At 63.5% G+C, this 24,527-nt stretch carries 28 protein-coding genes and 1 pseudogene; 15 read left to right on the plus strand and 14 right to left on the minus strand.

Features of this window, described 5'->3' with window-relative positions; all coding sequences use genetic code 11:
* The first annotated feature begins 138 nt into the window (after window positions 1-138).
* Entirely contained in the window at window positions 139-1,035 is an 897-nt protein-coding gene (locus HZZ13_RS04600; RefSeq protein ID WP_197958457.1) for an alpha/beta hydrolase family protein, read from the plus strand.
* Window positions 1,036-1,103: 68 nt separating this feature from the next.
* Here the strand turns inward: HZZ13_RS04600 and HZZ13_RS04605 are convergent, their stop codons facing one another.
* The 5 genes from HZZ13_RS04605 to HZZ13_RS04625 all read right to left on the minus strand — a co-directional run bounded on the left by HZZ13_RS04605 (window position 1,104) and on the right by HZZ13_RS04625 (window position 3,638).
* Window positions 1,104-1,367 (minus strand): hypothetical protein, encoded by a 264-nt coding sequence (locus HZZ13_RS04605; protein WP_197946923.1) that lies wholly within the window; start codon window positions 1,365-1,367, stop codon window positions 1,104-1,106.
* A gap of 197 nt (window positions 1,368-1,564) precedes the next feature.
* Entirely contained in the window at window positions 1,565-2,143 is a 579-nt protein-coding gene (locus HZZ13_RS04610; RefSeq protein ID WP_197958458.1) for a TIGR00645 family protein, read from the minus strand.
* A gap of 30 nt (window positions 2,144-2,173) precedes the next feature.
* The gene (locus tag HZZ13_RS04615; protein WP_197958459.1) at window positions 2,174-2,809 is read right to left on the minus strand and encodes a TerC family protein; all 636 of its coding nucleotides are present in this window, start codon (window positions 2,807-2,809) and stop codon (window positions 2,174-2,176) included.
* On the minus strand, window positions 2,806-3,168 hold the full coding sequence (locus tag HZZ13_RS04620) for a hypothetical protein (RefSeq protein ID WP_197958460.1): 363 nt from the start codon (window positions 3,166-3,168) through the stop codon (window positions 2,806-2,808). Before HZZ13_RS04620 ends, HZZ13_RS04615 begins: the two co-directional genes overlap by 4 nt.
* 2 nt (window positions 3,169-3,170) lie before the next feature.
* Complete coding sequence (locus HZZ13_RS04625) at window positions 3,171-3,638, minus strand: tellurite resistance TerB family protein (protein WP_197958461.1); 468 nt, start codon at window positions 3,636-3,638, stop codon at window positions 3,171-3,173.
* A gap of 446 nt (window positions 3,639-4,084) precedes the next feature.
* Here HZZ13_RS04625 and HZZ13_RS04630 point away from each other — a divergent pair, with 446 nt between their 5' ends.
* Window positions 4,085-4,270 (plus strand): hypothetical protein, encoded by a 186-nt coding sequence (locus tag HZZ13_RS04630; RefSeq protein ID WP_197958462.1) that lies wholly within the window; start codon window positions 4,085-4,087, stop codon window positions 4,268-4,270.
* 327 nt (window positions 4,271-4,597) lie between these two features.
* Window positions 4,598-5,737, plus strand: coding sequence for a hypothetical protein (locus tag HZZ13_RS04635; RefSeq protein WP_197958463.1), 1,140 nt, complete (start codon window positions 4,598-4,600; stop codon window positions 5,735-5,737).
* 73 nt (window positions 5,738-5,810) lie between these two features.
* Here the strand turns inward: HZZ13_RS04635 and gor are convergent, their stop codons facing one another.
* Genes gor through rpiA form a run of 3 tightly spaced genes read right to left on the minus strand, consistent with a single transcriptional unit; the run spans window position 5,811 to window position 8,505 of the window.
* The gene (gor, locus tag HZZ13_RS04640) at window positions 5,811-7,199 is read right to left on the minus strand and encodes a glutathione-disulfide reductase (RefSeq protein ID WP_197958464.1); all 1,389 of its coding nucleotides are present in this window, start codon (window positions 7,197-7,199) and stop codon (window positions 5,811-5,813) included.
* A gap of 47 nt (window positions 7,200-7,246) precedes the next feature.
* Complete coding sequence (locus HZZ13_RS04645) at window positions 7,247-7,789, minus strand: DUF2059 domain-containing protein (protein ID WP_197958465.1); 543 nt, start codon at window positions 7,787-7,789, stop codon at window positions 7,247-7,249.
* Entirely contained in the window at window positions 7,786-8,505 is a 720-nt protein-coding gene (rpiA, locus tag HZZ13_RS04650; protein WP_197958466.1) for a ribose-5-phosphate isomerase RpiA, read from the minus strand. The genes HZZ13_RS04645 and rpiA overlap by 4 nt, the downstream gene beginning before the upstream one ends.
* A 181-nt stretch (window positions 8,506-8,686) precedes the next feature.
* On the opposite strand from rpiA, the gene HZZ13_RS04655 reads away from it, so the two are divergent.
* The 5 genes from HZZ13_RS04655 (at window position 8,687) to HZZ13_RS04675 (ending at window position 14,518) form a co-directional block, all read left to right on the plus strand.
* Window positions 8,687-9,373: an HAD family hydrolase gene (locus HZZ13_RS04655; RefSeq protein ID WP_197958467.1), complete on the plus strand. Its 687-nt coding sequence runs from the start codon at window positions 8,687-8,689 to the stop codon at window positions 9,371-9,373.
* A gap of 255 nt (window positions 9,374-9,628) precedes the next feature.
* Window positions 9,629-10,663, plus strand: coding sequence for a GTP 3',8-cyclase MoaA (moaA, locus tag HZZ13_RS04660; protein WP_197958468.1), 1,035 nt, complete (start codon window positions 9,629-9,631; stop codon window positions 10,661-10,663).
* Between the two features lie 310 nt (window positions 10,664-10,973).
* A complete protein-coding gene (locus HZZ13_RS04665; RefSeq protein ID WP_197958469.1) occupies window positions 10,974-11,513 on the plus strand; it encodes a TRAP transporter small permease subunit in 540 nt (179 codons plus the stop codon).
* Window positions 11,510-13,111, plus strand: coding sequence for a TRAP transporter large permease (locus HZZ13_RS04670; protein ID WP_197958470.1), 1,602 nt, complete (start codon window positions 11,510-11,512; stop codon window positions 13,109-13,111). The genes HZZ13_RS04665 and HZZ13_RS04670 overlap by 4 nt, the downstream gene beginning before the upstream one ends.
* Before the next feature lie 117 nt (window positions 13,112-13,228).
* Window positions 13,229-14,518 (plus strand): M20/M25/M40 family metallo-hydrolase, encoded by a 1,290-nt coding sequence (locus HZZ13_RS04675; protein WP_197958471.1) that lies wholly within the window; start codon window positions 13,229-13,231, stop codon window positions 14,516-14,518.
* 106 nt (window positions 14,519-14,624) lie between these two features.
* On the opposite strand, the gene HZZ13_RS04680 is transcribed toward HZZ13_RS04675, so the two are convergent.
* Together HZZ13_RS04680 and HZZ13_RS04685 are read right to left on the minus strand one after the other, a co-directional pair.
* The gene (locus HZZ13_RS04680; RefSeq protein ID WP_197958472.1) at window positions 14,625-16,061 is read right to left on the minus strand and encodes a sensor histidine kinase; all 1,437 of its coding nucleotides are present in this window, start codon (window positions 16,059-16,061) and stop codon (window positions 14,625-14,627) included.
* 1 nt (window position 16,062) lies between these two features.
* Window positions 16,063-16,737, minus strand: a complete 675-nt coding sequence (locus tag HZZ13_RS04685) for a response regulator (protein WP_197958473.1) — start codon at window positions 16,735-16,737, stop codon at window positions 16,063-16,065.
* Between the two features lie 206 nt (window positions 16,738-16,943).
* Between HZZ13_RS04685 and HZZ13_RS04690 the strand changes: the two genes are divergently transcribed.
* Both HZZ13_RS04690 and HZZ13_RS04695 read left to right on the plus strand, forming a co-directional pair.
* Complete coding sequence (locus tag HZZ13_RS04690; RefSeq protein WP_197958474.1) at window positions 16,944-17,180, plus strand: hypothetical protein; 237 nt, start codon at window positions 16,944-16,946, stop codon at window positions 17,178-17,180.
* Window positions 17,181-17,348: 168 nt separating this feature from the next.
* Window positions 17,349-17,675 (plus strand): annotated as a pseudogene (locus tag HZZ13_RS04695) (TRAP transporter large permease subunit); the annotation flags it as partial.
* Between the two features lie 351 nt (window positions 17,676-18,026).
* Here the strand turns inward: HZZ13_RS04695 and HZZ13_RS04700 are convergent.
* From HZZ13_RS04700 to HZZ13_RS04715, 4 genes are all read right to left on the minus strand, one after another.
* Window positions 18,027-18,320, minus strand: a complete 294-nt coding sequence (locus HZZ13_RS04700; RefSeq protein WP_197946902.1) for a hypothetical protein — start codon at window positions 18,318-18,320, stop codon at window positions 18,027-18,029.
* Between the two features lie 98 nt (window positions 18,321-18,418).
* A complete protein-coding gene (locus HZZ13_RS04705) occupies window positions 18,419-18,781 on the minus strand; it encodes an SPW repeat protein (protein ID WP_197958475.1) in 363 nt (120 codons plus the stop codon).
* Window positions 18,782-18,874: 93 nt separating this feature from the next.
* Window positions 18,875-19,360: an Hsp20/alpha crystallin family protein gene (locus HZZ13_RS04710; protein WP_197958520.1), complete on the minus strand. Its 486-nt coding sequence runs from the start codon at window positions 19,358-19,360 to the stop codon at window positions 18,875-18,877.
* Window positions 19,361-19,457: 97 nt separating this feature from the next.
* Window positions 19,458-19,913 carry an Hsp20 family protein gene (locus HZZ13_RS04715; protein WP_197958476.1) on the minus strand — a complete coding sequence of 152 codons (456 nt, stop codon included), beginning with the start codon at window positions 19,911-19,913 and terminating at the stop codon, window positions 19,458-19,460.
* A gap of 465 nt (window positions 19,914-20,378) precedes the next feature.
* Between HZZ13_RS04715 and rpoH the strand changes: the two genes are divergently transcribed.
* The 5 genes from rpoH (at window position 20,379) to HZZ13_RS04740 (ending at window position 24,526) form a co-directional block, all read left to right on the plus strand.
* Window positions 20,379-21,281 carry an RNA polymerase sigma factor RpoH gene (gene rpoH, locus HZZ13_RS04720; RefSeq protein WP_197958477.1) on the plus strand — a complete coding sequence of 301 codons (903 nt, stop codon included), beginning with the start codon at window positions 20,379-20,381 and terminating at the stop codon, window positions 21,279-21,281.
* Between the two features lie 469 nt (window positions 21,282-21,750).
* Window positions 21,751-22,065 carry a co-chaperone GroES gene (gene groES, locus HZZ13_RS04725; protein ID WP_197958478.1) on the plus strand — a complete coding sequence of 105 codons (315 nt, stop codon included), beginning with the start codon at window positions 21,751-21,753 and terminating at the stop codon, window positions 22,063-22,065.
* 38 nt (window positions 22,066-22,103) lie between these two features.
* On the plus strand, window positions 22,104-23,723 hold the full coding sequence (groL, locus tag HZZ13_RS04730; protein ID WP_197958479.1) for a chaperonin GroEL: 1,620 nt from the start codon (window positions 22,104-22,106) through the stop codon (window positions 23,721-23,723).
* A gap of 191 nt (window positions 23,724-23,914) precedes the next feature.
* A complete protein-coding gene (locus HZZ13_RS04735; RefSeq protein ID WP_197958480.1) occupies window positions 23,915-24,259 on the plus strand; it encodes a hypothetical protein in 345 nt (114 codons plus the stop codon).
* A gap of 21 nt (window positions 24,260-24,280) precedes the next feature.
* Window positions 24,281-24,526 carry a hypothetical protein gene (locus HZZ13_RS04740; protein WP_246504295.1) on the plus strand — a complete coding sequence of 82 codons (246 nt, stop codon included), beginning with the start codon at window positions 24,281-24,283 and terminating at the stop codon, window positions 24,524-24,526.
* Window position 24,527: the final 1 nt, after the last annotated feature.

Below are 24,527 nucleotides of genomic sequence, written 5' to 3' on the forward strand. Positions count from 1 at the left end.
TTGCGAGGGCCGCCTTATACACAGGCCGGCCACGTCCCGCCAGTTGTAAATCCATTTCGCAGCGCAAACCCTTGCGGCCAAAGCCGAATTCGCATTTGCTTGGGCAGGCTTGAGGAATCCGACAGGACACCGACTGCCATGGGCGCGGCACTGGATGACGTTTTCATCGACGAGATCAGCTTCCCGGCAGCCGACGGCTATGCCCTGACCGGCACCCTGTTCCTGCCGCGCGGCGCCAAGCGCCATGCCGTCCTGATCAATTCGGCGACTGCCGTGCCGCGCAAGATCTATCGGGGCTTTGCGTCCTACCTTGCCCATCGCGGCTGCGCGGTGCTGACCTACGATTATCGCGGCATCGGCGACTCCCGCCTGCCGGCGATGGTCGGCTACAACCGGCCGAAATCGCTGGTCGGCTTCAAGGCCTCGATGTCGGACTGGGCCGCGCTCGACGTCACCGCCGCGGCCAGCTGGATGCGCGAGCGCTATCATGCCCTGCCGCTCGCCTATGTCGGCCATTCCTTCGGCGGCCAGGCGCTCGGGCTGATCGCGAACAACAGCGAGATCTCGCGCGCCGCCTTGGTGGCCTCGCAGGCCGCGACATGGCGGTTGATGACCTCGCCGGAAAAATACCGGGTCTACGCCTTCATGAATTTTGTCGGCGTGCCGCTGGCCCATGCACTCGGTTACGCACCGGGCTGGGCCGGTGTCGGCGAGGATCTGCCCAAGGGCGTCTTCCTGCAATGGACCAAATGGGTCTCGAGCCCGCGCTATCTCTTCGATTCAAAGTTGCCGGCACTGGCAAATTTCGCCAATTTCAAAGGCGAGCTGCGCGCGCTGTGCTTCTCCGACGATCCCTGGGCGACGCGCCCTGCGGTCGAGCTGCTCGCGAGCGGATTCACCGCGATCAAGCCGGAGGTGCTGACGGTCAAACCGTCCGACGTCGGCGCCAAGGGAATAGGTCATTTCGGCTTCTTCCGCCCCGAGCACCGCGACACGCTGTGGCGCGGCGTCGCGGAATGGATTCAGGGGGAATGAGGCTGTTCACCTCTCCCGAACGGAGAGGTGAAGCGGAGCAAGCCGACCCAGCTCCATCTCATCATCCACTATCGGATGATCGTCGTCAGCGACGAGTAGCGCCGGTTCGGCTTGGCGTCGCCAGGTGCGAACTGCGCGAAGGCGTCGCTGACGCGGACGGCCGGAGGCGTGTCGCTCGCGAACCGAAACTCCTTCGGCCGCGGTGCATAGAAGCTGGCGCGGTAATAAGCGTCGTCGAAACGCGCCTCGCCGACGCCGAACAATGCGTCACAGACCAGCAGGAGCGCGTAGACTCCCGCGACCGCTGCGACGATCTCCCTGAGAATTGTCATGCTGATGCCCTGCCCTTTTGCGGGCAGGATGCCGATCGGTTCCAAAGACCTGGTTTAAGGCGCCGTACTTCTTGTCAGGAGCGTTTGCCCGCGCTGAACCGATTGCAGACAATTCTATCGATCTCAAAAGAAGAGCTCGCCCGACCGGACGCTCAGGCGGGCTCCAAGATTGGCCGCTCGGAGGTCGGCCAGCCAGATCAGCCGTGCTCGGCCTCCTTGCCATGGCCGCTTTCGCTGAGGCGGTCGACCCAGGCGATGCCGATCGCCGAGATGATGAAGGTCAAGTGAATCAGCACCTGCCACATCACCCCGGTCTCGGTGAAATTGCTCCGCGTCGTGCCGAGATTGCCGGCCTCGATGAAGGTCCTGAGCAGCGAGATCGAGGAGATGCCGATGATCGCCATCGCGAGCTTGATCTTGAGCACGCTGGCATTGACGTGGCTGAGCCATTCCGGCTCGTCCGGATGCCCGCTCAGGTTCAGGCGGGAGACGAAGGTCTCGTAGCCGCCGACGATCACCATCACCAAGAGGTTCGAGATCATGACGACGTCGATCAGCCCGAGCACGACCAGCATGATCTGCTGCTCGCTGGCGTCGAACGAATGCACGACGAGGTGCCAGAGCTCCTTCAGGAACAACAGCACATAGACGGCCTGCGCGACGATGAGGCCGATATAGAGCGGCAGTTGCAGCCAGCGCGAGCCGAAGATCAGCTTCGGAAACAGGCCGACCGGCGGCAGTGGCGCGGCCGAAAGTGCTTTGGGTTCAGACGTCATTGATCACTCCGGATTAGACTGCATGCGCCTTTAGAGACTCGCGATGACGGGTGCGAGCTCGAGCGAGCCCCGATAGATCATCTCGAAAGCCACGTAAATGATGATGGCGAGGCCGACATAGGCGACCCAGCGATGCTTCTGGAGCACGCGGCCGAGCAGATCGGCGGCGACGCCCATCATCGCAACCGACAGCAGCAGGCCGAAGACGAGGATGTAGGGATGCTCGCGCGCGGCGCCCGCGACCGCAAGCACGTTGTCGAGCGACATCGAGACGTCGGCGGCGACGATCTGCACCGCCGCCTGGCCGAAGGTTTTTCCTTGCACCGGCGCAGCTTCCGCGCCGCCATGGCTGAAGGCGAGCTGCCGCGAATGCGCAGACTGCTCGCGCAATTCGCGCCACATCTTCCAGCACACCCAGAGCAGCAGCACGCCGCCGGCGAGCAGCAGGCCGATGATCTGCAGGAGCTGGGTCGCGACGCCGGCAAAGACGATGCGCAAGCCCGTGGCCGCGGCGATGCCGACGATGATGGCGCGGCGGCGCTGCTCGGCCGGCAATCCTGCCGCGGCGAGACCGATGACCACGGCGTTGTCGCCGGCGAGCACGAGGTCGATCAGGATGACTTGGAACAGCGCGGTCAGCGCTTCGGGCGTGATGAATTCGGTCATGTTTGATCATTCTTCGATGCCGACAGATCGAGCCAATGCGGCTTGCGACGTTCGATCCAGTCGAAGACCTTTGAACGGGAGGAGCGCAGCGCAGGCACATCCTCGGCGAGCAGCGCGAGGCCGAGCGGCAGCATCCAGACGCCGAGCACCGGCAGGAAGGCGAGCACACCGCCGACGATCAGCAGCGCGCCCGAGGGAATCCTGACCCAGCGGCTGGTCGGCTTGAGCAGATAGGTCAAGGTGTTGCTCATGCGCGGCGGCAGGCGGTCGACGAGCTTGGCCAGGCGCGGGTCTCCACCGGCGATCTGGTCGGCGTTCCCCTCGGTTTGCCTGGCGCGCTCGTTCGAAACCGTGCTCATGCTTACTCCTTCGAGGCGGCCTGCAGCTTGGGGCCCGCCGCACTCGCCACAACCGGCTTCGCGCGCGGCAACACCAGCGTCAGCAAGCGCAACAATTTGATCGCCTGGACTTCGTGGGGATGGACGTCCTCGTCTGCGGCAGCAACGCGCTCCGACAGCTCCACCAGATGCGACGAGAGTGGCAGGTTCGAAACCGGTCGCAGCGTATCGATCACCACGTTGGCGAAATCCGGCTCTTCGAGCCGTTCGGCGAGTTCGTCAAACATCGCACAGAGCCGTTCGTCGGCGATGTGCGGCGCCAGCTTGCGGTCTCTGATGAAGCGGATCACCTCGTCGCGTTCGACCGGCGAGACGCGCCGGTCGGCGACCGCAACAAGCGCGCCGACGATCACCACGGCGGCCGCGGCCTGCTCGTTCAGGCTGGACGGTTCCGTGATCTCGATCTGATTTGAGGTTTTGGCGTCGGACATCGTAGCTCCCTTAATTTGCGAAATGGCCGCACGGAGCTGCGATGGGGACGAATGGTCGGAGAGAACAAAACAGGGGCCCGACAATCGGCCGATCCATCGCATTCGCGCGGGACAGGTCATCCGACATCACGAGGTTTGCCGACATCTGTCGGCGTCCTCGCCAGAGGGGCCCGGATTCTTGTTCGCCCCAGAGATAACGGCGGGCCTGTTGGAATCAAGGCGAGGACACTGCGACTAGCCGCCGCATCGGTTCCCTCGTCACGAATTGTGTTGCGGACGCGCTGCAAAGCGACGGCATCGCAACCTTGTCATGTGGGATTGCTACATCTGCGAATTCAGGAACGAGCGCTTTCGTTGGACGCAGCGCTCCGGCACCGTCATAGCGCCCACGCAAGCTTCGGCAACGATATTGCCATTCCTGAATTCGGGAGATCGTGGAGCAGCGCATGAATCGCATCACATCCTGCGCCGGCTGCGGCCATCCGCTTGTCCCGATGCTGACGGCCAAAGGCCGCACAGAGCCGAGCTGCCTCTGGTGCGAAGGCTTCGACGCGCGCGCGATGGACATGGCGAAATGGGCTGACAGCCCGTTCGGCAAGCCCGAGCCGGGGCTCCCTCGATCGTTCGACTGAACCGTACCAGCGCGCGTCGGGCGGCCGGGACGGCTGCATGCGCTTTGCAGGGTATGGCGACAAATTAGACAGGACGAATAGCTTCGCCCACTTGCGGCTTGCGCGGACAGGTCGGGCGAGTTCGGCGGCACCTATTGTCTAACCTCAGGTGCAATCTCGATTATTTGCGCACCACGTGCAGCCGGCGGGCCGACACGCCGCATTGCGCTCCGGCTGGCCTGAAATTCGCAAGACAGCATCAGGCCAAGTCCCTGCCCGGCCACGATGAGGAGCGGCAAGTTACGTGCGCTCGGCTCCGGGATGAACGGCCTCAGATCGGAGAATGCCATGAACGTGCATGCTGCCGGAGACATCAGATTCACCGGCCTCACCCATCCGAACGGCGCCCGGCTGCGTCTCAACGATCAGGACTTCGTGGCGATCGATCGCGACAGGAATGCAAAGTTCGAGGCGACCTACCGGCCGCAGGCGCTCTACAACCGCGCCAATGAAGGATTTCACGCCAACAACGAGACCTTCCTGCTGCACGAGGTCGCGACCAATCTGCCGATCTACCGGCCCGACACCGGCCCCACCGATTTCCATCTGCATCTGCCGCCCGGCGGCTTTCAGCTCGTGCTGGTCACCTCGGGCGCGTTCACCTTCGACTATGATGGCCGCTGGTACAATGTCGGCCCGGGCGCGGTGATGCTGCAAAGCGCGATCGTGCATCGCCAGCTGTTCTACACCTGGTCGGGCTTGCCCACCGAAGAGAATTTGAAGACACCGCAGACGGTGGTGCCCGATCCGATCTCGATGGGCTATTCCGGCAAATTCCTCGAAGCCTTCATCACCGATCCCACCACCTTTCCGAATCCGACCATTGTCGGTCCGGATCAAATCAATGAGGACGAAACGCCGCGCGTGGCCTGGAGCCATCCGCTGCATGACCGCCCGGCCGATGCCGGCTTCTGGCTTCAGGATCCCCTGGCGCTCGACGCGCTGTTCAAGCTGCTCACCGATGGTTCTGTCAGATCGGCGATGCCGGTTTACGTGCGCGACATCGGCATCGAGATTCCGAGCGGGCATCTCGTCACGGGCCACATCATCGCGACCGACCCACGCGGCCACGCACTCTTGCCGAAGAGCACGTCTGCCGCGGCGGACGCGACCTGTTTTGGAAAGGGCGAGGTCGTGATCTATCGCGTCATTCGCGGCACGGCCGAGTTCAAGAAAAAGTCCGGCGAGAGCTTTGAACTCTCTGCCGGCGACGTGGTGACGGCGGGCAAGGATTCCATCAGCCTCATCGGCGTCGGCGAAAACACCCAGGTCCTCCGCCTCGGCCTGCTCAAGGGCATGAACGAGCTGCGCAGCTGGACGGCGACACAGCGGGACGAGATCGACGGCCTCGCCGGCCAGATCATCACGCACAAGGACATTCGTCCCCTGCGCACCGAAGGCAAGCCGGTCGGATATTTGTACGGCTGAGGCGAGCTGCGTTTTGGCAAGTCAGTATTGACCGGCTCTTCACCTCTCCCGTAGGGAGAGGTGAACTGAGCCCCTACTCTGCCGCCTGCCGTACGTGCCGAGCGGTCGGCGTGCGCATGGTGACGAGCTCTTCGGCCGCGGTCGGATGCAGCGCGATGGTCGCGTCGAAATCGGCCTTGGTCGCCTTCATCTTCACCGCGATTGCGACGGCTTGCGTGATCTCGGCGGCGGCATCGCCGACGATGTGGCAGCCGAGCACGCGGTCGGTCGCGCCGTCGACCACGAGCTTCATCAGCACGCGGGTGTCGCGGCCGGACATGGTCGCCTTGATGGGCCGGAACGTCGTCTTGTAGATGTCGACGTGGCTGAATTGCGCGCGCGCCTCGGTTTCCGTCAGGCCAACCGTGCCGACCTCAGGCTGCGAGAACACCGCCGTCGGTATGTTGGCGTGATCGACCTGCACCTCGCGCTTGCCGAACACCGTGTCGGCGAAGGCATGGCCCTCGCGGATCGCAACCGGCGTCAGGTTGAAGCGGTGGGTGACGTCGCCGATGGCGTAGATGCTGTCGACCGAGCTCCTGGAGAAATGGTCGACCGCGATGCCGCCGTTCTTCGGGTTGATGGCGACGCCGGCATTCTCCAGGCCGAGATTGGCGAGGTTCGGATGGCGGCCGATCGCGAACATCACCTGGTCGGAGGCGAGGCTCGAGCCGTTCGACAAATGCGTGGTGAAGTCCTCGCCGTGGCGGTCGACCTTGGTCACGGTGCAACCGGTGAGGATGGTGATGCCCTGCTTCTCCATCTCGGCGCGGACGTGGGTCCGGACATCCTCGTCGAAGCCGCGCAGAATGTTGTCGCCGCGATAGATCACCGTGACGTCGGAGCCGAAGCCGGCGAAGATGCCGGCGAATTCAAGCGCGATATAGCCGCCGCCCTGGATCACGATCCGCTTCGGCAGCTTCTTCAGATGAAACGCCTCGTTGGAGGAGATCACGTGCTCGATGCCGGGGATCGCCGCGCCATGGTTGGGCGCGCCGCCGGTGGCGATCAGGATGTACTTCGCCGTGATCTTCTTGTCGTTCTCGAGCAGACGGACGGTATGCTTGTCCTCGATCACCGCGCGGCTCTTGACGATCTGCGCGCCGGATTTCTCGACGTTGGTGGTGTAGGCCGCCTCCAGCCGCGCGATCTCCTTGTCCTTGTTGGCGATCAGCGTCGGCCAGTCGAAGCTTGCGGGTGGAACAGTCCAGCCGAAGCCGGCGGCGTCCTCGAGCTCCTGACGGACATGCGAGCCGATCACGAACAGCTTCTTCGGCACGCAGCCGCGGATCACGCAGGTGCCGCCCATGCGGTACTCTTCCGCGATCATGACGCGGGCACCGTAGCCGGCCGCGATGCGGGCGGCACGCACGCCGCCCGAGCCGCCACCGATGACAAAGAGGTCGACGTCGAAATCAGCCATTGTCCACTCCGACCCCTTTTCAGGAACGCCCTTTCAAATAGGTGCGCTCAGATCTCCTTGCCACGCTTGCGCATCTCGGCGCGGAAGGCGCCCATCACGGTTTCCGAGAAGCTCTGGGCCCAGCTGTTCATGAACGCCATGCTCTGCCCGATCGCGCGCGGCTCGGCCTCGATCAGCTTCTTGCCGAGCGGCGACTTGTAGAAGGCGACGAGGTCCTTCAGCTCCTGCTCGGTGAACTCGCTGGCATAAATCTGCGCCATGCCTTCGCCGATCTCGTTCTGGCGGCCGTTGAGCTGCTGGGCCACGATCGGCGCGACTTCGTTGAGCTCCTTCTGGTAATTGAGGTTCTGCTGGATCAGCGCGCCCTTGGTCTTCTCGACCATGCCCGGCACGGCGCCCGCATACATCCCGGCGGCGTTCTTGATCTGCAGGATCTCCTTGGCCGCCGCGATCGCGGCCGGCGAGGCCTTTGGCTGGGCCGGCGCCGCGGGAGCCTTCTGGCCCGCCTGCTGCGCCACGGCCGGGGCGGCCGAAACGGCCAATCCCGCAGCGAGAGCCGCAGCCGGCAAGAATTTCAACATGGTCTTCATTCCTGGTCTCCTTTCGGCTTGCGCCGTTCAATCACGCGGATTCCGCCGCCGCCCGCCAGAACCGCCGAGCTGGCCAGGCCGATGAACAGCCCGTGCTCGACCACGCCGGGAATGGCGCTCAACGCCTTGGCGAGACCGGGGGGATCGGTAATGCGTCCGAGCTGGGCATCGACGATCCAGTGGCCGCCATCGGTGACGAAAACGTGGCCGTCCTTGGCCTTGCGGACCGCCATTTGCCCGGAAACGCCGCATTCGGCAAATGCCTTTTCGATCGCGCGGCGCGTCGCACCGAGTCCGAACGGGATGACCTCGACCGGCAGCGGAAACTTGCCGAGCGTCGACACCCATTTGCTGTCGTCGGCAATCACGATCATGCGATCCGAAGCGGCCGCCACGATCTTCTCGCGCAACAGCGCTCCGCCGCCGCCCTTGATCAGATTGAGCTCGGGATCGATCTCGTCGGCGCCGTCGATCGTGAGGTCGAGATGGTCGATCTCATCCAGCGTCGTCAGCTTCACGCCGCAGCGTTCCGCATCGGCCCGCGTCGCCTCGGAGGTCGGCACGCCGATGACCTTGAGCCCGGCGGCGACGCGCTCGCCGAGCAGCTCGACGAAATGCTTGGCGGTGGAGCCGGTGCCGAGCCCGAGCTGCATGCCGTCGCGCACCTCCTCCAGCGCACGCGCCGCAGCCTGCCGCTTCAACTGGTCCATGGTCACGTGTGCGCCTGCCTTGTGAAGTCTCGAACATGCGGCCGATTCCGGCCGCTTTCGGGCGCCTATGTAGCCTCGTTTTTCCCAGGAGAACAGGGCCTGGAACAGGGTCTGGGAACAGGCCTATAAGGTGATCTTATGGGCCCGCCCCTTGCGCGGATAGGACCAGGCCGGTAGCGCTTGGATCATGACCTCCTTCAAGAAGTCCCCTCACACCATCGTCTTCGATCTCGACGGCACGCTGGTGGATACCGCGCCCGACCTGATCACCGCCCTGAATTACGTGCTCGACCGCGAAGGCCTGCCGCCGGTGCCGATGGCCTCGGCCCGCAACATGATCGGCGCCGGCGCCCGCAAGCTGATTGAGCGAGGCCTGGAAGCAGAGGGCCGCACGGTCACGCCTGCGGACATGGACCGGATGACCGCGGATTTCATCGCGTACTACGCCGACCATATCGCGGTTGAATCCCGCCCCTTCGAGGGGCTCGAGGCCGCGCTCGACCAGTTTTCGGCAGAAGGCCACCGGCTCGCGGTCTGCACCAACAAGCTGGAATGGCTGTCGAAGCGCCTCTTGGACCAGCTCGACCTCAGCCGCCGCTTCGCGGCGATCTGCGGCGCGGACACGTTTGGCGTCCAGAAGCCCGATCCGACCATTTTTCGCGAGACCGTGGCTCGGGCCGGCGGCGATGTGAAGGCCAGCATCATGGTCGGCGACGCTGGAACCGACGTCGGCGTGGCCCGGCGGGCCGGCGTGCCCGTGATCGGGGTCAGCTTCGGCTACACCGACGTGCCGATCGCCGAGCTGAAGCCGGACCGGCTGATCCACCACATGCGCGACCTGCCGGCGGCCGCGATCAGCCTGATGACGGCTTAACTCGATGTAAGATACTGATATATCTATGGTATCCAGAATACCCCTGCATTACCACAGCCAAGAGGCCGAAGCCGGTCGCGCCGGCGGCCGTTGCTGCACCCGCACCAAGCCCACCCTTCTCTGAATCGAATGCAGGCCGGCGCTGAGTTGCGTATACCACCCGATTGTCCTAGCCGCGTCCGATGCTTAGATTGCTAGGGCCGCACCGCTGAAGCAAAGGTGCGCCCGCCGCCGTAAGGGACAAGGCATTTGCTTATGAACGGACTTCCTGCGAGCCCCCGCGCCGCGCTGTCGAGCGCGATGACCGATCCGTTCGGGCGGACCATCACCTACTTGCGCGTCTCCGTCACCGACCGCTGCGACCTGCGCTGCTTCTACTGCATGTCGGAAGACATGACGTTCCTGCCCAAGGCGGACCTGCTGACGCTGGAGGAGCTCGATCGGCTCTGTACGGCCTTCATCGCCAAGGGCGTGAAGAAGCTGCGCCTCACCGGCGGCGAGCCTTTGGTCCGCCGCAACGTGATGTCGCTGGTGCGCTCGTTGTCGCGGCATCTGTCCAGCGGCGCGTTGAGCGAGCTGACGCTGACCACCAACGGCACCCAGCTTGCCAAGCACGCGCGGGAGCTCGCCGATTGTGGCGTCCGCCGCATCAACGTCTCGCTCGACACGCTTGATCCCAGGAAGTTTCGCGAGATCACCCGCTGGGGCGAGATCGACAAGGTGCTGGAAGGCATCGAGGCCGCGCGCGCCGCAGGGCTTGCCGTCAAGATCAACGCCGTCGCACTGAAGAACCTCAACGAGGACGAGCTGCCTTCGCTGATGCGCTGGGCCCACGGCAAGGGCATGGGCCTGACGCTGATCGAGGTGATGCCGATGGGCGAGATCGGATCGGGCCGCATTGATCAATATCTGCCGCTGTCGCTGGTGCGCGCCCGCCTCGCCCAGCAGTTCACGCTGACGGATCTGGCCGAGAGCACCGGCGGTCCGGCCCGCTATGTCAGCGTCGCCGAGACCGGCGGCAAGCTCGGCTTCATCACGCCGATGACCCATAATTTCTGCGAATCCTGCAACCGGGTGCGCATCACCTGCACGGGAACGCTGCACACCTGCCTCGGCCACGAGGATGCTTCGGATCTGCGCAAACCTCTGCGTGCATCTGACGACGACATGCTGCTTGCGGATGCGATCGACCGCGCCATCGGGCTGAAGCCCAAGGGCCACGATTTCATCATCGACCGCCGCCACGACCGTCCCAGCGTCTCCAGGCACATGAGCGTCACCGGCGGCTGACGGCGCGCCCCGCGCTCGCCGACCTAAGCTTTTGCGATCTTAAGCTTTTGACGGCGCGTCAATTTGTCCATTTTCCGATTGACGGCACGCCAAGCCGCTGGTTTGGTGCGACCGCCTTTGCTTGCCCGGCAACATAAGCCGGCCCGCCCCGTTGGCGGTCGCGGTCAAGACGGCAAGGCGCGAGGGGAGGACTGACGCTGCAATCGCTTAGGAATACGATCCGTGCGCTCGTATGCTTTTCGCACGCGAGCCGAGCGATGCTTGTTGAAGCCTTCCGTGAAGTATTAGGCCGCGACGGAGAGAGAGTAAGATGCGTCCATTGCTGGCGCTGAGTAACGCCATCGACGCCCTCAACGAAAAGATTGGGTACGTCTGTAACCTGCTCGTGCTCCTGGCCTGCCTGGTCAGCGCGGCCAACGCCATGATCCGCTACGCCTTCAACGACTCTTCGAACGGCTGGCTGGAGCTGCAATGGTACATGTTCGCAATTCTCGTGATGTTTGGTTCGGCCTACACCTTCAAGCGCAATGAGCATGTGCGGGTCGAGATCTTCTATCTGACCCTGTCCGAGCGTGGCCAGCTCTGGCTCGACATGATCGGCACCCTGTTCTTCCTGATTCCCTCCTGTCTCCTGCTCGCCTATCTGTCCTGGCCGTTCTTCATGCAGGCCTACAGCGTCGGCGAGATGTCGGCCAACGCCGGCGGTCTCATCCGCTGGCCCATCAAGTTCGTGATCCCCGCCGGCTTCGTGATGCTGGCGATCCAGGGTGTTTCCGAGGTCATCAAGCGTATCGCGGCTCTCCAGGGCTATGTGACGATCGACGCCAAGTACGAGAGGCCGACCCAATGATTACGCTGGAGATGATGCCGCCGTTGATGTTCGGCGGCCTGGTTCTGGCGATGCTGATCGGCTTCCCGGTGGCGTTCACGCTGGCCGCCGTCGGCCTCTCCTTCGGCTTTCTCGCCATCCACCTCGGCTTCTTCGACCTCAACTTCCTCCAGGCGATTCCCGGCCGCGTGTTCGGCAGCGTGCTCGCCAACGAGCTCCTGCTCGCGATCCCGTTCTTCACGTTCATGGGCGCCATATTGGAGAGATGCGGCCTCGCCGAGGACATGCTGGATTCGATGGGCCAGCTGTTCGGCCCGATCCGCGGCGGCCTCGGCTATTCCGTCATCATCGTCGGCTTCATCCTCGGCGCCATCACCGGCACGGTGGCGGCGCAAGTGATCGCCATGGCGCTGATCTCGATGCCGGTGATGATCCGTTACGGCTACAACATGCGCTACATCACCGGCGTGCTGGCGGCCTCCGGCACCATCACGCAGCTGGTGCCGCCCTCGCTGGTGCTGATCGTGCTCGCCGACCAGCTCGGCAAGTCGGTCGGCGACATGTATCTTGGCGCCTGGGGCCCCTCCGTGTTCCAGATCGTTCTGTTCGCCGGCTACACCTTCGTCCTCGGCCTGATCAAGCCGAGCCATGTGCCGGCGGTGCCGCTGGAGGCGCGCACGCTGACGGGCTGGGCGCTGTGGAAGAAATGTCTGAAGGGCATCATCCCCTCGGCTGTGCTGATCTTCGTCGTGCTCGGCACCATGATGATGGGTCTCGCAACGCCGACCGAGGCCGGCGCGATGGGCGCCATCGGCGCGATCGTGCTCGCCGCGATCCACCACAAGGACTTCTCCTCGACCGACAACAAGATCTTGCTCCTCGGCGTGATCGCGGCCGGCATCGGCACCATCGTCGCGATCCTGTATAGCGAGAACCTGATCTTCAAGATCGCCTTCGCTCTGACTTATTTCGCGATCACGTGGATCTGTATCCGGGCCGCACGCATCCCCGAGCTGCGCGACCTGATCACGCAGGGCTACCAGTCCACCATGCGCCTCACCTGCATGGTCACTTTCATCCTGATTGGGTCGACCTGCTTCTCGGTGGTGTTTCTCGGCGTCTCCGGTGGCGTCTGGCTGGAGCATCTCCTGACCTCCCTGCCCGGCGGCGTCTGGGGCTTCCTGATCTTCATCAATCTCTTCATCTTCTTCCTGGCGTTCTTCCTCGACTTCTTCGAGATCGCCTTCATCATCCTGCCGATGATCGCGCCGATCGCGCAGAAGATCCTCGCGCCGGTGGTGGGACCGGATGCCGCCCTGATCTGGTTCGGCGTGATGCTCTGCGTCAACATGCAGACCTCATTCCTGCATCCGCCGTTCGGCTTCGCGCTGTTCTACCTGCGCGGCGTCGCGCCGAAGGAAGTGAAGAGCTCCGATATCTACTGGGGCGCCGTGCCCTGGATCGGCTTGCAAATGATCATGGTGCTGCTGGTGATCATCTTCCCGTCCGTGGTGACGGGCCTGCTCGACAAGCCGCTAAGCGTCGATCTCGACAAGGTCAAGATCGAGGTGCCGCAGATCGAGCTGCCGCCGCTGGATCTCGGCCCACCGCAGAAGTAGCGGGAACGACGCTCGCCGTCATGCTCGGCCAAAGCGGCGCATGACGCGCGGCGGCGCGTGACAAGCGCCGGAATCGGAGGCATACCGGGCCGTCCCCACCCGCATGGATGGCCGCTCATGCCCCGATCGTACCCCGCTTCCACGTTCCTTGGCGCGTTGATCGCCTCACTCTGGCTGGCATGTGCCGCAACGCTGGCGCACGCCGAGCCGGTCGCCGACGTCCATGCGCTGGCGCAAAAGGAGCAGCAGCCGCTGCTCGACACGCTGCGCGATCTCGTCAGCATCGAATCCGGCAGCAAGGACATCGCGGGCCTGAACCAGATCGCCGAGCGTGTCGCCGGTCAGCTCAAGCAGCTCGGCGGCACGGTGGAGATCCTGCAACCCACCGACATCTATCGCCTCGACGACACCCCCGAGAAGATCGGCCCCGCCGTCCACGCCGTATTCAAGGGCACCGGGACCAGGAAGATCATGTTGATTGCCCACATGGACACGGTGTACCTGAAGGGCATGCTGAAGGACCAGCCGTTCCGCATCGACGGCGACAAGGCCTACGGCCTCGGCATTGCCGACGACAAGCAGGGCGTCGCGCTCATTCTCCATACCGTGGCCTTGCTGCAGAAGCTGAACTTCAGGGATTACGGCACGCTCACGGTGCTCACGAACGGCGACGAGGAGATCTCCTCGCCCGGCTGGCGCAGCACCATCACCAGGCTCGCATCGGACCAGGACGTGGTGTTCTCGTTCGAAGGCGGCGGGACCGACGGCACGCTGCGCCTCGCCACCAGCGGCATCGGCTCGGCCTATCTCAGCGTGCACGGCAAGTCGTCACATGCCGGCGCTCGGCCCGAAGGCGGCGTGAATGCGCTGTACGAGCTCTCGCACCAGGTGCTGCAGATGAAGGACCTGTCCAAGCCCGAGCAGGGCCTGAAGCTGAACTGGACGGTGTCCAAATCAGGCACCAACCGCAATGTGATTCCTGCCGAGGCCACCGCCCAGGCCGACGCACGCGCGCTCAAGGTGTCCGACTTCGACGAGCTGCAGAAGGCGCTGCAGGACAAGATCAAGAATCGCCTGCTGCCCGATTCCAAGGTCGACCTGAAGTTCGAGGTGCGCCGCCCGCCGCTCGAAGCCAGCGAGGCCTCGCGCCGCGTGGCGGCCCATGGCAAGACGATCTATGGAGAGATCGGACTATCCCTCAAGGTCGACGAGAAGGCGACCGGCGGCGGCACCGACGCGGCTTTCGCCGCGCTGCAGTCCAAGGGAGCCGTGGTGGAAGGCATGGGCCTGTCGGGCTTCGGCGCGCACTCCAACGATGCCGAATATGTGCAGGTCGACAGCATCGTGCCGCGGCTGTATCTGGCGACACGCATGATCATGGACCTCTCCACCGGCAAGCTGAAATAGCGGCGCTTCTTCCCTTCTCCCCTTGCGGGAGAAGGTGGCGCGAAGCGCCGGATGAGGGGTTGTCTCAGCGCACCCAACTGACAGAGGGACTCGCGGAGAGAACCCCTCACCCGTCTCGCCGCCAATGCGGCGAGCCACCCTCTCCCGCAAGGGGAGAGGGTGCAGCGTCAATACGGCGCGAGCTTTGGCACACCGTCACCGCCTTCTCCGCCAGCCGGAACCGCAGTGTGAACTCCGCACCGCCGCCGGCGAGATTCTGCACCGCGACCGTGGCGGCGTGATCGTCGGCCACGGCGCGCACGATCGACAGTCCCAGCCCTGCGCCGTCGCTGCGCCGGCGGTCGGCGCGCCAGAAGCGCTGGAAGATCAGCTCGCGCTCAGCCTCCGCGATGCCGGGGCCGGAATCGCGCACGCGCACCGAACCGTCCTCGCCCACCTCGACCTCGACGGTGGTGCCCTCCGCCGTGAACTTGATGGCGTTTTCGGCAAGATTGAACACTGCACGCTGCAGCATCTCCGAATTACCGTGGATCACGACCGGCGCGTCGGTGCCCTTCAGCGCGATGTCCTTGCGTTGCGCGATCGCGAACGGGGCGATCGAGCCGACCACCTCGGCACAGACGGCGCGCAGATCCGCGGTCTCGCCGGGATCGAGCACCAGGGTGTCGAGCTCGGCGATCTCCAGCAGCTGGGCGACGATCCGGCTCATGGCCTCGATGTCGGCATGCAGCGCCTGCCGTTCCGCGCCGTCGCCGAGCGTCTCGATCCGCGTGCGCAGGATCGCGAGCGGCGTGCGCAATTGATGCGCGGCGTCCGCCGTGAACTGCCGCTGCACGCGAAAGCCGGCCTCGAGACGGTCGAGCGCCTGGTTCACGGCGGTGACCAGCGGCACGATCTCACGCGGAATCCGCGCGGTCGGCAGCCGGATGTCGGTGCGCGCGGGGCCGATATTGCTGGCCTCCTCGGAGGCCTTCCACAGCGGCGCGATCGCCCGGCGGAAGATGACGATGTCGGTGGCAAGCAGGACCAGGAGGATGGGGATGGTGATCCACCCGACCCGCCGGAAGAAGTTCGAGATGATGTCGTCGATGATGACGTCGCGGTGCGCGAGATCCTCGGCAACCTGGATGCGCACCGTCCTGCCGGCAATGTCCCGGGTGACGCCGGCACCGGAGATGGTCTCGGAGAAGCGTGTTGGCGCCGCAGCGGCGGAGCGCCGGTGCGAGGAGACCAGCAATCTTCCGTCGGAATCGCGGATGTCGAACTGGTAGCGGCCGTAAGCGTCCGAATAAAGCCCCTTGAGGCTGTCGGGCAGGTTGAAGGTCAAGGTGCCGTCCGGCTGCAGGGCGATGCGCTCCGCCAGCACCTCGGCCTGCGCGCGCATGGCATCGCGATGCAGCTGGTCGATCTCGGAGTTGAGCAGCCAGAACAACACCAGCGGCAGGAAGATCGCGACCACCGCGACCGCGACGATGTGCAGGAACACGATGCGCGAGATCAGCGATTTGAAGGTCAGCGATCCGGCGCGGCCCGCGGCGGGCACGCTATTTCTCCTCGGTCATGAGATAGCCGACGCCACGGATGGTATGGATCACGACCTTGGCGCCATGCTCGGCCAGCTGCTTGCGCAGCCGCGACACATAGACCTCGACCGCGTTGGAGGCGACTTCGCCTTCGAGCCCGAAGATGTGGTCCTCGACGTTCTTCTTCGGCACCACCCGCCCCTGCCGGCGCAGCAGGATCTCGAGCACCGAGGTCTCGCGCGCGGAGATGATCCGCGGCTGGTCGTCGACGAAGATCTGCCGGCTCTCGGTGTCGTAAACGAGGTTGGCGAGACTGAGCGAACGGCCGAGCAACTGGCCGGGCCGGCGCAGGATGGCCTCCAGCCGCGCCACCAGTTCCTCCATCGCAAACGGCTTGACGAGGTAGTCGTCGGCACCGCTGCGCAGGCCGCTGACGCGGTCCTGCACCCCGCCGCGCGCGGTCAGCACCAGCACCGGCAGCGGCTCCATCTTGAGGCGCAGCTCGCGCAGCACCGACAGGCCGTCGCCGTCGGGCAGGCCAAGGTCGAGGATCATCGCGGCATAGCTCACGCTGCTCACCGCCTCGCGCGCCTCGGCCGCGCTGCCCACGATATCGCTCTCATAGCCGGCCTTCGCCAGCCCGCCGGCAACGAGCCGCGACAGCTCGGCATTGTCCTCGACGATCAGAAGGCGCATCGAAGTCCCGTCAGAAAGTCCGGTGTCATCGTACGGCTCGCGCCGCAACGATGCCCTCTTCCACCATTCCGCGCGCTTGAGCCAGTGAAAAAGCAGCCGGCTAGCCAGTCAAGGCTCTTGTCAGCTTCGTGTAAGCCGATCAGATGTGGTTTGGTGATTTGGGTCAGGCCAGCGGAATTCGGCCTCACGATGAAAGGATGAGCTTCATGAGCAAACCGTCGAAAACGGAGAGCGAGCTGATTGCAATGGCCCGAGCCGAGTTGAAGGCTCACGCCGACTGTCCGGACGCAATGACGATTTCCATCATTCGCGACGGCAGCTCCTGGGAGTTTCGGGCCAGCGCAGATCAAGCCACGGCGGATCGGCCAGGTTATCCGGAATGTGTGGCCCTGCTGGTTCAGATCGGCGATCACCTCAGCAAGCAGTACGAAGTCGAGGGTTAGAGGGAGCTCGACCAACTGCGCGCATGTCGATCTCGGAGCATCTCCTCGATCGCCATCGTCGGAGCCGCCGCGAGCCTACTTTAACGGCCGCTGCGGCAGATTGTCCATTTTTCGGTTGACCAGGACGGTAAAGCTGCCTTGCTTCACGCTGGCCGCCCTCCGGCTTTCGTTGTGGGCGCAGACGCCGCCCTGATCTGGTTCGGTGTCATGCTCTGCGTCAACATGCAGACCTCTTTCCTGCATCCCCCCTTCGGCTTCGCCTTGTTCTACCTGCGCGGCGTGGCGCCGAAGGAGGTCAAGAGCTCGGACATCTACTGGGGCGCAATGCCCTGGATCGGCCTGCAGGCGATCATGGTCGCGGTTGTCATCGCCTTCCCGATCACGATGACGGCACTGCTGGATGCACCAGTGAAAGTGGACCTCGACAAGATCAAGATCGAGATTCCCGACGTCGAGCTGCCACCGCCAGTCGATTTAGAAGGCACAGCAGCATAGCTGCCAGCACGATCATCGAGCCGAGGAGATTCCCGACAGCCTGCCCCATCAGCAGCACAACGGCCGTGAGGGCCTGCGGCCGGTATGTCTATTGAGCGGTCCTTTACGCGGCCTTCTCAATCCTTCTGGAAGAGAACAATCATCCTTGGCACCATCGTATCCCGAGGCCGCGGGGGACGCCTTTTGCGACACGATCGGCGGACGTGGTTGCCGCAGCGCCTCGTCCCTCGCTGCTCTGAGTGAGCGGCTCTTCTCGCGCAAGCCGGCGAACAGGCTCCTTGCCCAAGATCCCATCCCTGCGAAGGACGTGTAGTTTCGCCAACCCTCCATGATCAGCACGCGCAATGGTCGTCAGGCAGCGGTCTGCTTCCGCGCGGCCTCCATTCTTCGGAATAGCTCCAGCCACCGCTGCTCTTTCGGAGAGAGCGGTAGCTCGGAATGTCGCCAAGCCGGTTTGCCGTCCAGCGGAAGCTGAGCGTCCAAAAGTTCGAATTCGGTCGTCTCCTCAGGGGTAAGGCCTGCTAGGACTCGGCGACGTTTCTTATCAAGCGTGTACAAACGCGAGGTCAGCACGATCTCTCCGCTTGGCGCAACGATCGACGGAGAAACTATTGGCGTATTCCCTTTCACTGCAACACCCATCATCGTTCATCTCCCGGGCAGCAAGCTTGACCGGCAAAATGGTGCAATCGCGCAGGTCAGTTGCGAAGGAAGGCTGACTGCAGCCTCCCCTCGCCGAGCATTCACGCCGTTACACGTGGATGGCTCTGATGCAGTTGCCAGACTCGCAGAGCCGCAACAGCGGCGACGAGGATTCCGGCGATGACGTGGAGCGGTGTCACTGTTGCCTTGGCCGAGAAGTGCAGCACCCAGGGTGACACGGCGACCCAAACGCCGGCGGCTAGAGCTATCCACTCCTGCCATTCGGCGAAGATCGCCAGCGCCGCTACGGCCAGCGCAGCGATCAGGATGCCGCTCAACCAGGCATTCCAGTTGGTGGGACTTTCAGTGGCGAACCCGAAGGCCCATGGCGAGATGAACAAACCGAGGCCGATCACAAGGTTGACCCCGTCGGCGATCATCTCCTTTTTCCAGATGGTGTTCATGTTGCAACTCCTTACATTGGCTCCTTTCCCTCACACATTTTGTACAGGCCAGTCCGGCGACGGGCGAAAGCGAAACTTCCGCCCGCCCCGCGGTTACTTGCCGCTGATGGCGATCCGTTTCACCTTGTGCTGCGCGGTCGGTAACTTCGGCAGTGTCACGGTGAGCACGCCATTCTTGAAAGACGCCTCGACCTTGTCCTGATCGACATCGTCGACCGGGACGGAGCGCTCGAAGCGTCCGTAGTAGCGCTCGCTGAAGCGGCGCTCCTTGTCTTCGGTCTCGCTTCTTTTTTCGCCGCTGATTGTCAACACGCCACCCCTCAGTTCGACGTTGACATCCTTCTCCTCGAGACCGGGGAGCTCGGCGATGACGTTGACTTCATTCTCGGTCTCATTGAGTTCGAGGTTCGGCCATCCGATCGCTTGGGAGCCAAACGGAGTGACGTCGAACGTGCGGAACGCATCGTCGAACAGCCGATTCATCTCGCGATGAAGCGCGAGAAACGGATTGGCTTCGCTGCGGTGCGTACTCAGATCGCGAGAGCCGCTATTCCGGGGAATGAGATCGCGTAGTGGCATAGCTTTCCTCCTTCCTGTTTCTTCATCCTCACTTGACAAAATTCGGCCGCGCGCGGCCACGCCGCGCAGGCGGTTCGGCAGCCCGAACGGAACTCCGTCAGGCGGTCTGCTTTCCTTCGATTTGCTGGCTGTCGTTGGCGGCGGCGATTTCGATCGCGATACGACGTGGCTTCATCGCCTCTGGGACCTCACGTACCAGAGCGATCTTCAGCATGCCGTTTTCGAACGTCGCATCCTTGACCTGGACATAGTCCGCCAGGTTGAAAACGCGGCGGAACGGCCGCAGGGAGATTCCCTGGTACAGGTAGTCTTGATCACCTTTGCTGGGCTCGCGCCCCTCAACCGTAAGGGTCGATTGCTCGGCGGTGATGGTGATCTCCTCCGGGCTGAAGCCCGCCAGTGCCAGCGTGATCTGGTACTGGTTCTCACCGGTACGCGCGATGTCGTACGGCGGATGGTCGTCGTCCGCTTTCGCCGCGTCGTTGACGAGGTCGAACAGACGATCGAAGCCGACGCTCGACCGCCAGAATGGGGGCATTTCGTAAGTTCTCATAACCACATCCTCCTTGGAGCAACATGGATAGGAGCAACACCGGTCTTCCGGCGACCTTGACCGGACCCTGATGGCGTCCGGCGCCACACATGTGGCACTCAAGACCTAGAGCGGCGCGGGTTGTTTTCAAGAGCGCAATACGCGTTCGAATTGCATTTTTGCCCTCCCGGACCGGCTTCGGCCGATTGTGCGCTTCGCATCACCGCCGCTGCGGACGGCCCCCTTGGGCTGCAACCACCCCCATACTGGGGCCCCGTCGATAATCGACCGCCGGCAAGGCCATTGTCGAATTCACCGCCCGCTGATCGCCACCCACAGGAGCCCGGCACAGCTCTTATTTCTCGAAGGAACAATTCGGAAGATACGACATTTTGTGAGCGCCGCTGGCATCGCTTGGGCGCCGCTTCTGGGCCCAGGCGCATGCTCGGTTAGCTCAGCCACTTTGCTCTGAAGGAGGAATTGGAAATGAGCACCTTGTCCGTCCGATCGAATCTGCCCGCGATCCAATCGGAAGGCGGGCTCTGCCGGTACCTGACCGCCATTCGCAAGTACCCGCTGTTGGACGCCGCCGATGAAGCAATGTACGCGCGGCGCTGGCGCGAGCATGGTGATCGCGAGGCGGCCTATCGCTTGGTTACAAGCCACCTTCGACTGGCCGCCAAGCTGGCGCTGCGGTATCGCGGCTATGGTCTTCCCGTCGCTGACCTGATCTCGGAGGCGAATGTCGGCTTGATGCTGGCGGTGAAACGCTTCCAACCCGACAAAGGCGTTCGGCTTGCGACCTATGCGATGTGGTGGATCAAGGCGACGATCCACGAATATATTCTGAGATCGTGGTCATTGGTGAAGATGGGCACGACCGCCGCCCAGAAAAAGCTGTTCTTCAACTTGCGAAGGCTAAAGAGCCGAATTTCTGCGAGCGACGACGTCGACCTGTCGCCGGAGCAGGCCGAATATATCGCCGGCGAACTGAAAGTAGCCCCCCGCGAGGTCGTCGAAATGAATGGGAGAATACGGGGCGACACTTCGCTCAACCAGCCCATGACGCGGGAGGACGGGTCCGAGGAAATCCAGGAGTGGCTCGTCGATCCGGCGCCCGATCCCGAAACGCTGCTGGCTGAGTTGGAGGATCGCAACAGGCTGAGCAGCGCGCTGAACGACGCGCTCGCTGTCCTTAACCCCCGCGAGAGCCATATCGTCGGAGCGCGATTCCTGGCCGAACAGCCGAAGACCCTGGAGGAGCTTGCCGGCAGTTTCGGCGTGTCGCGCGAGCGGGTCCGGCAGATCGAGGTTCGCGCACTACAAAAACTCCGCAGCGCGATGCGCTCCCGTTTGCATGGATCTCCGCGCCTTCGCGATCGTGGCTGACGCAGCGATGTCGATGAGGCGGTGCGGGCCATTCCCGGATTGCTGGCGCTCGACCGCAAAGCCGCCCGCGCCCGGTTCGAGGAACGTTTTTCATCCGCCCGCATGGCGACGGAGTATACCCGGATCGACCAGAGCATGCTTCGCAGCCTTACGGCCAGCTCCGCCTATCGGCACTCGCTGCGCGTTCGGCCGCCCTCCGCGGACCCCGCTAGGGAAGCGCCGCCCACGGCCGTGTAAGAGAAGAGGATAGTTGAAGGGACGGACCTACCGCACTGCGGAAAGCCGGCAAGGGCGCCACTCGGTCCTGGAGTGTCTCGACAATTCGTCGCGGAAACCTCTTCGGCGATGTCGAAAAAAAATTTGCGTAGCCCCTCTTGACCTCATCTTTGCCGCGCCTAGGTCGATTTTGCCGGCGGCCGGTTCCGGCCCCGGTTTTTATGACATCGCTGAATTGTAGGGGAGGATGTGCATGCATTTCCGTCCATTGCATGATCGCGTTCTGGTGCGACGCATCGATGCCGAGGAGAGGACTGCCGGCGGCATCATCATTCCGGACACCGCCAAGGAAAAGCCGCAGGAGGGCGAGGTGATTGCCGCCGGGCCCGGTGGCCGCAACGAACAGGGCCAGCTGGTGCCGCTCGACGTGAAGGTCGGCGACCGGGTGCTGTTCGGCAAATGGTCCGGCACGGAGGTGAAGATCGACGGCAAAGAACTTCTCATCATGAAGGAGAGCGATTTGCTGGGCGTGGTCGAGAAGACCGCCGCGACGAAGAAGGCCGCGTGAAGCGCTGACACTCATTGAAGGGGAAAGGAGAGAACGTCATGGCTGCCAAGGACGTCAAATTCTCGACGGAAGCCCGCGACCGCATGCTGCGCGGCGTCGATACGCTGGCAAACGCCGTCAAGGTGACACTCGGACCGAAAGGCCGCAACGTGGTGCTGGAGAAATCGTTCGGGGCGCCGCGCATCACCAAGGACGGTGTCACCGTGGCCAAGGAGATCGAGCTCGAAGACAAGTTCGAGAACATGGGCGCGCAGATGGTGCGCGAGGTGGCGTCCAAGACCAGCGACATCGCCGGCGATGGCACGACGACTGCGACCGTGCTGGCGCAATCGATCGTCAAGGAAGGCGCCAAGTCGGTTGCCGCGGGCATGAACCCGATGGACCTCAAGCGCGGCATCGACCTCGCAGTCGAGGCGATCGTCAATGACCTCAAATCGCACGCCAAGAAGGTCACGGCGAACGACGAGATCGCCCAGGTCGCGACGATCTCCGCGAATGGCGACACCGAGATCGGCCGCTTCCTCGCCGAGGCCATGAAGAAGGTCGGCAACGAAGGCGTCATCACGGTGGAGGAGGCAAAGAGCCTCAACACGGAGTTGGAGGTGGTCGAGGGCATGCAGTTCGATCGCGGCTATGTGTCGCCCTATTTCGTCACCAATGCCGAAAAGATGCGGGCGGAACTCGAAGACCCCTACGTCCTGATTCACGAGAAAAAGCTGTCCGCACTGCAATCGATGCTGCCGCTGCTCGAATCGGTGGTGCAGTCGGGCAAGCCGCTGCTGATCATCGCCGAAGACATCGAAGGCGAGGCGCTGGCGACGCTGGTCGTCAACAAGCTGCGCGGCGGGCTGAAGATCGCGGCCGTCAAGGCGCCGGGCTTCGGCGATCGCCGCAAGGCGATGCTGGAGGACATCGCGATCCTCACCGGCGGCACGATGATCGCCGAAGATCTCGGCATCAAGCTCGAGAACGTCACGCTCAACATGCTTGGCCGGGCCAAGAAGGTGGTAATCGACAAGGAGAACACGACCATCGTCAATGGCGCCGGCGCCAAGAAGGACATCGAGGCGCGCGTTGCCCAGATCAAGCTGCAGATCGAGGAGACCACCTCGGACTACGATCGCGAGAAGTTGCAGGAGCGGCTTGCCAAGCTCGCCGGCGGCGTGGCCGTAATCCGGGTCGGCGGTGCCACTGAAATCGAGGTCAAGGAGCGCAAGGATCGTGTCGACGACGCGATGCATGCGACCCGCGCCGCGGTGGAAGAAGGCATCCTGCCGGGCGGCGGAGTGGCGCTGTTGCGTGCGCTCAAGGCGCTTGAACACGTCAAGACCGCCAACGCCGACCAAAAGGCGGGGGTCGACATCGTGCGCCGGGCGATCCAGATGCCGGCCCGCCAGATCGTCGAGAATGCCGGCGAGGACGGTTCGTTGGTGGTCGGCAAGCTGATCGAGAAGAGCGACTACAATTGGGGCTTTAACGCCGCGACTGGCGAGTACCAGGATCTGGTGCGGGCCGGCGTGATCGACCCGGCCAAGGTGGTTCGCACAGCCTTGCAGGATGCCGCGTCTATCGCCGCCCTTCTGATCACCACCGAAGCGCTCGTCGCCGAGAAACCGAAGAAGGCAGAAGCCCCAGCCGCGCCGCAGATGGACTTCTAGCCTGGCAAGTAACGGACCCACGCCCCGAACCAGGAAAGGACATATCGACGTTACCAGGAGCTGTCAGATGAGCAGAGATCGTCAGCAAAGGCTGCGTAGAAACGGAGCGGCGGCCGTGCACTGGCTGATGTTCACCCTCAGCTGCGCCACGATCGCCTGGATCAGTCTTTTTCGAACGATAGGAGGATGAGATGGTCACCGATCACATCATCATCTCCGCTCGGGCGGAGAAATCCAGGGTAGTGCTCGCGCAACGCCTGGTCCGCCGGATACTCGAGGCGTCCATCGCTGCGATCCTCCTGCTGCCGTCGCTGGCAACCTGGGGAATGGATCGTGTGCCGGGCAAACTCCTTCCGGCCGACGCGTTCGAAAAGAAGATCGCGCTCCCACCGATTCCTCATCTTGAGTCGATGCCATGGATGAAGTGGAACGATAGCGTGAATGCCAAGGTCGATACCTTGATGCCGGCGCATACGCCTTCATACTGGTTCATGGTGGCACCGCGCGAGCTTCCAGCGTCGTCGTTTGGCTCTTGAACCCGAAGATCCCCGGCGTTGGTGAACTCCGCGGCCGGATTGCTTGCAGAGCCCGATGTCGTATTTTCCACCCGGACAGGACCGGGACTTTCGCATCTGCAAGGTCCTCGCGGACGTTTTTTGCGCGATCTTGCTCGGGACCTTCGCCGTCGTCTTTTTTTCGGCTGGCTCGGCGGCATTGCCGCCTTCGTCATCCTCGAAGCTGGCCTGGTCGGAGTCGATTGGCTCATTCCGAGCAGCGATGACGCGGCCGGCGTCGTTCGCTAAC

The sequence above is a fragment of the Bradyrhizobium agreste genome (assembly GCF_016031625.1).
Lineage (GTDB): Bacteria > Pseudomonadota > Alphaproteobacteria > Rhizobiales > Xanthobacteraceae > Bradyrhizobium > Bradyrhizobium agreste.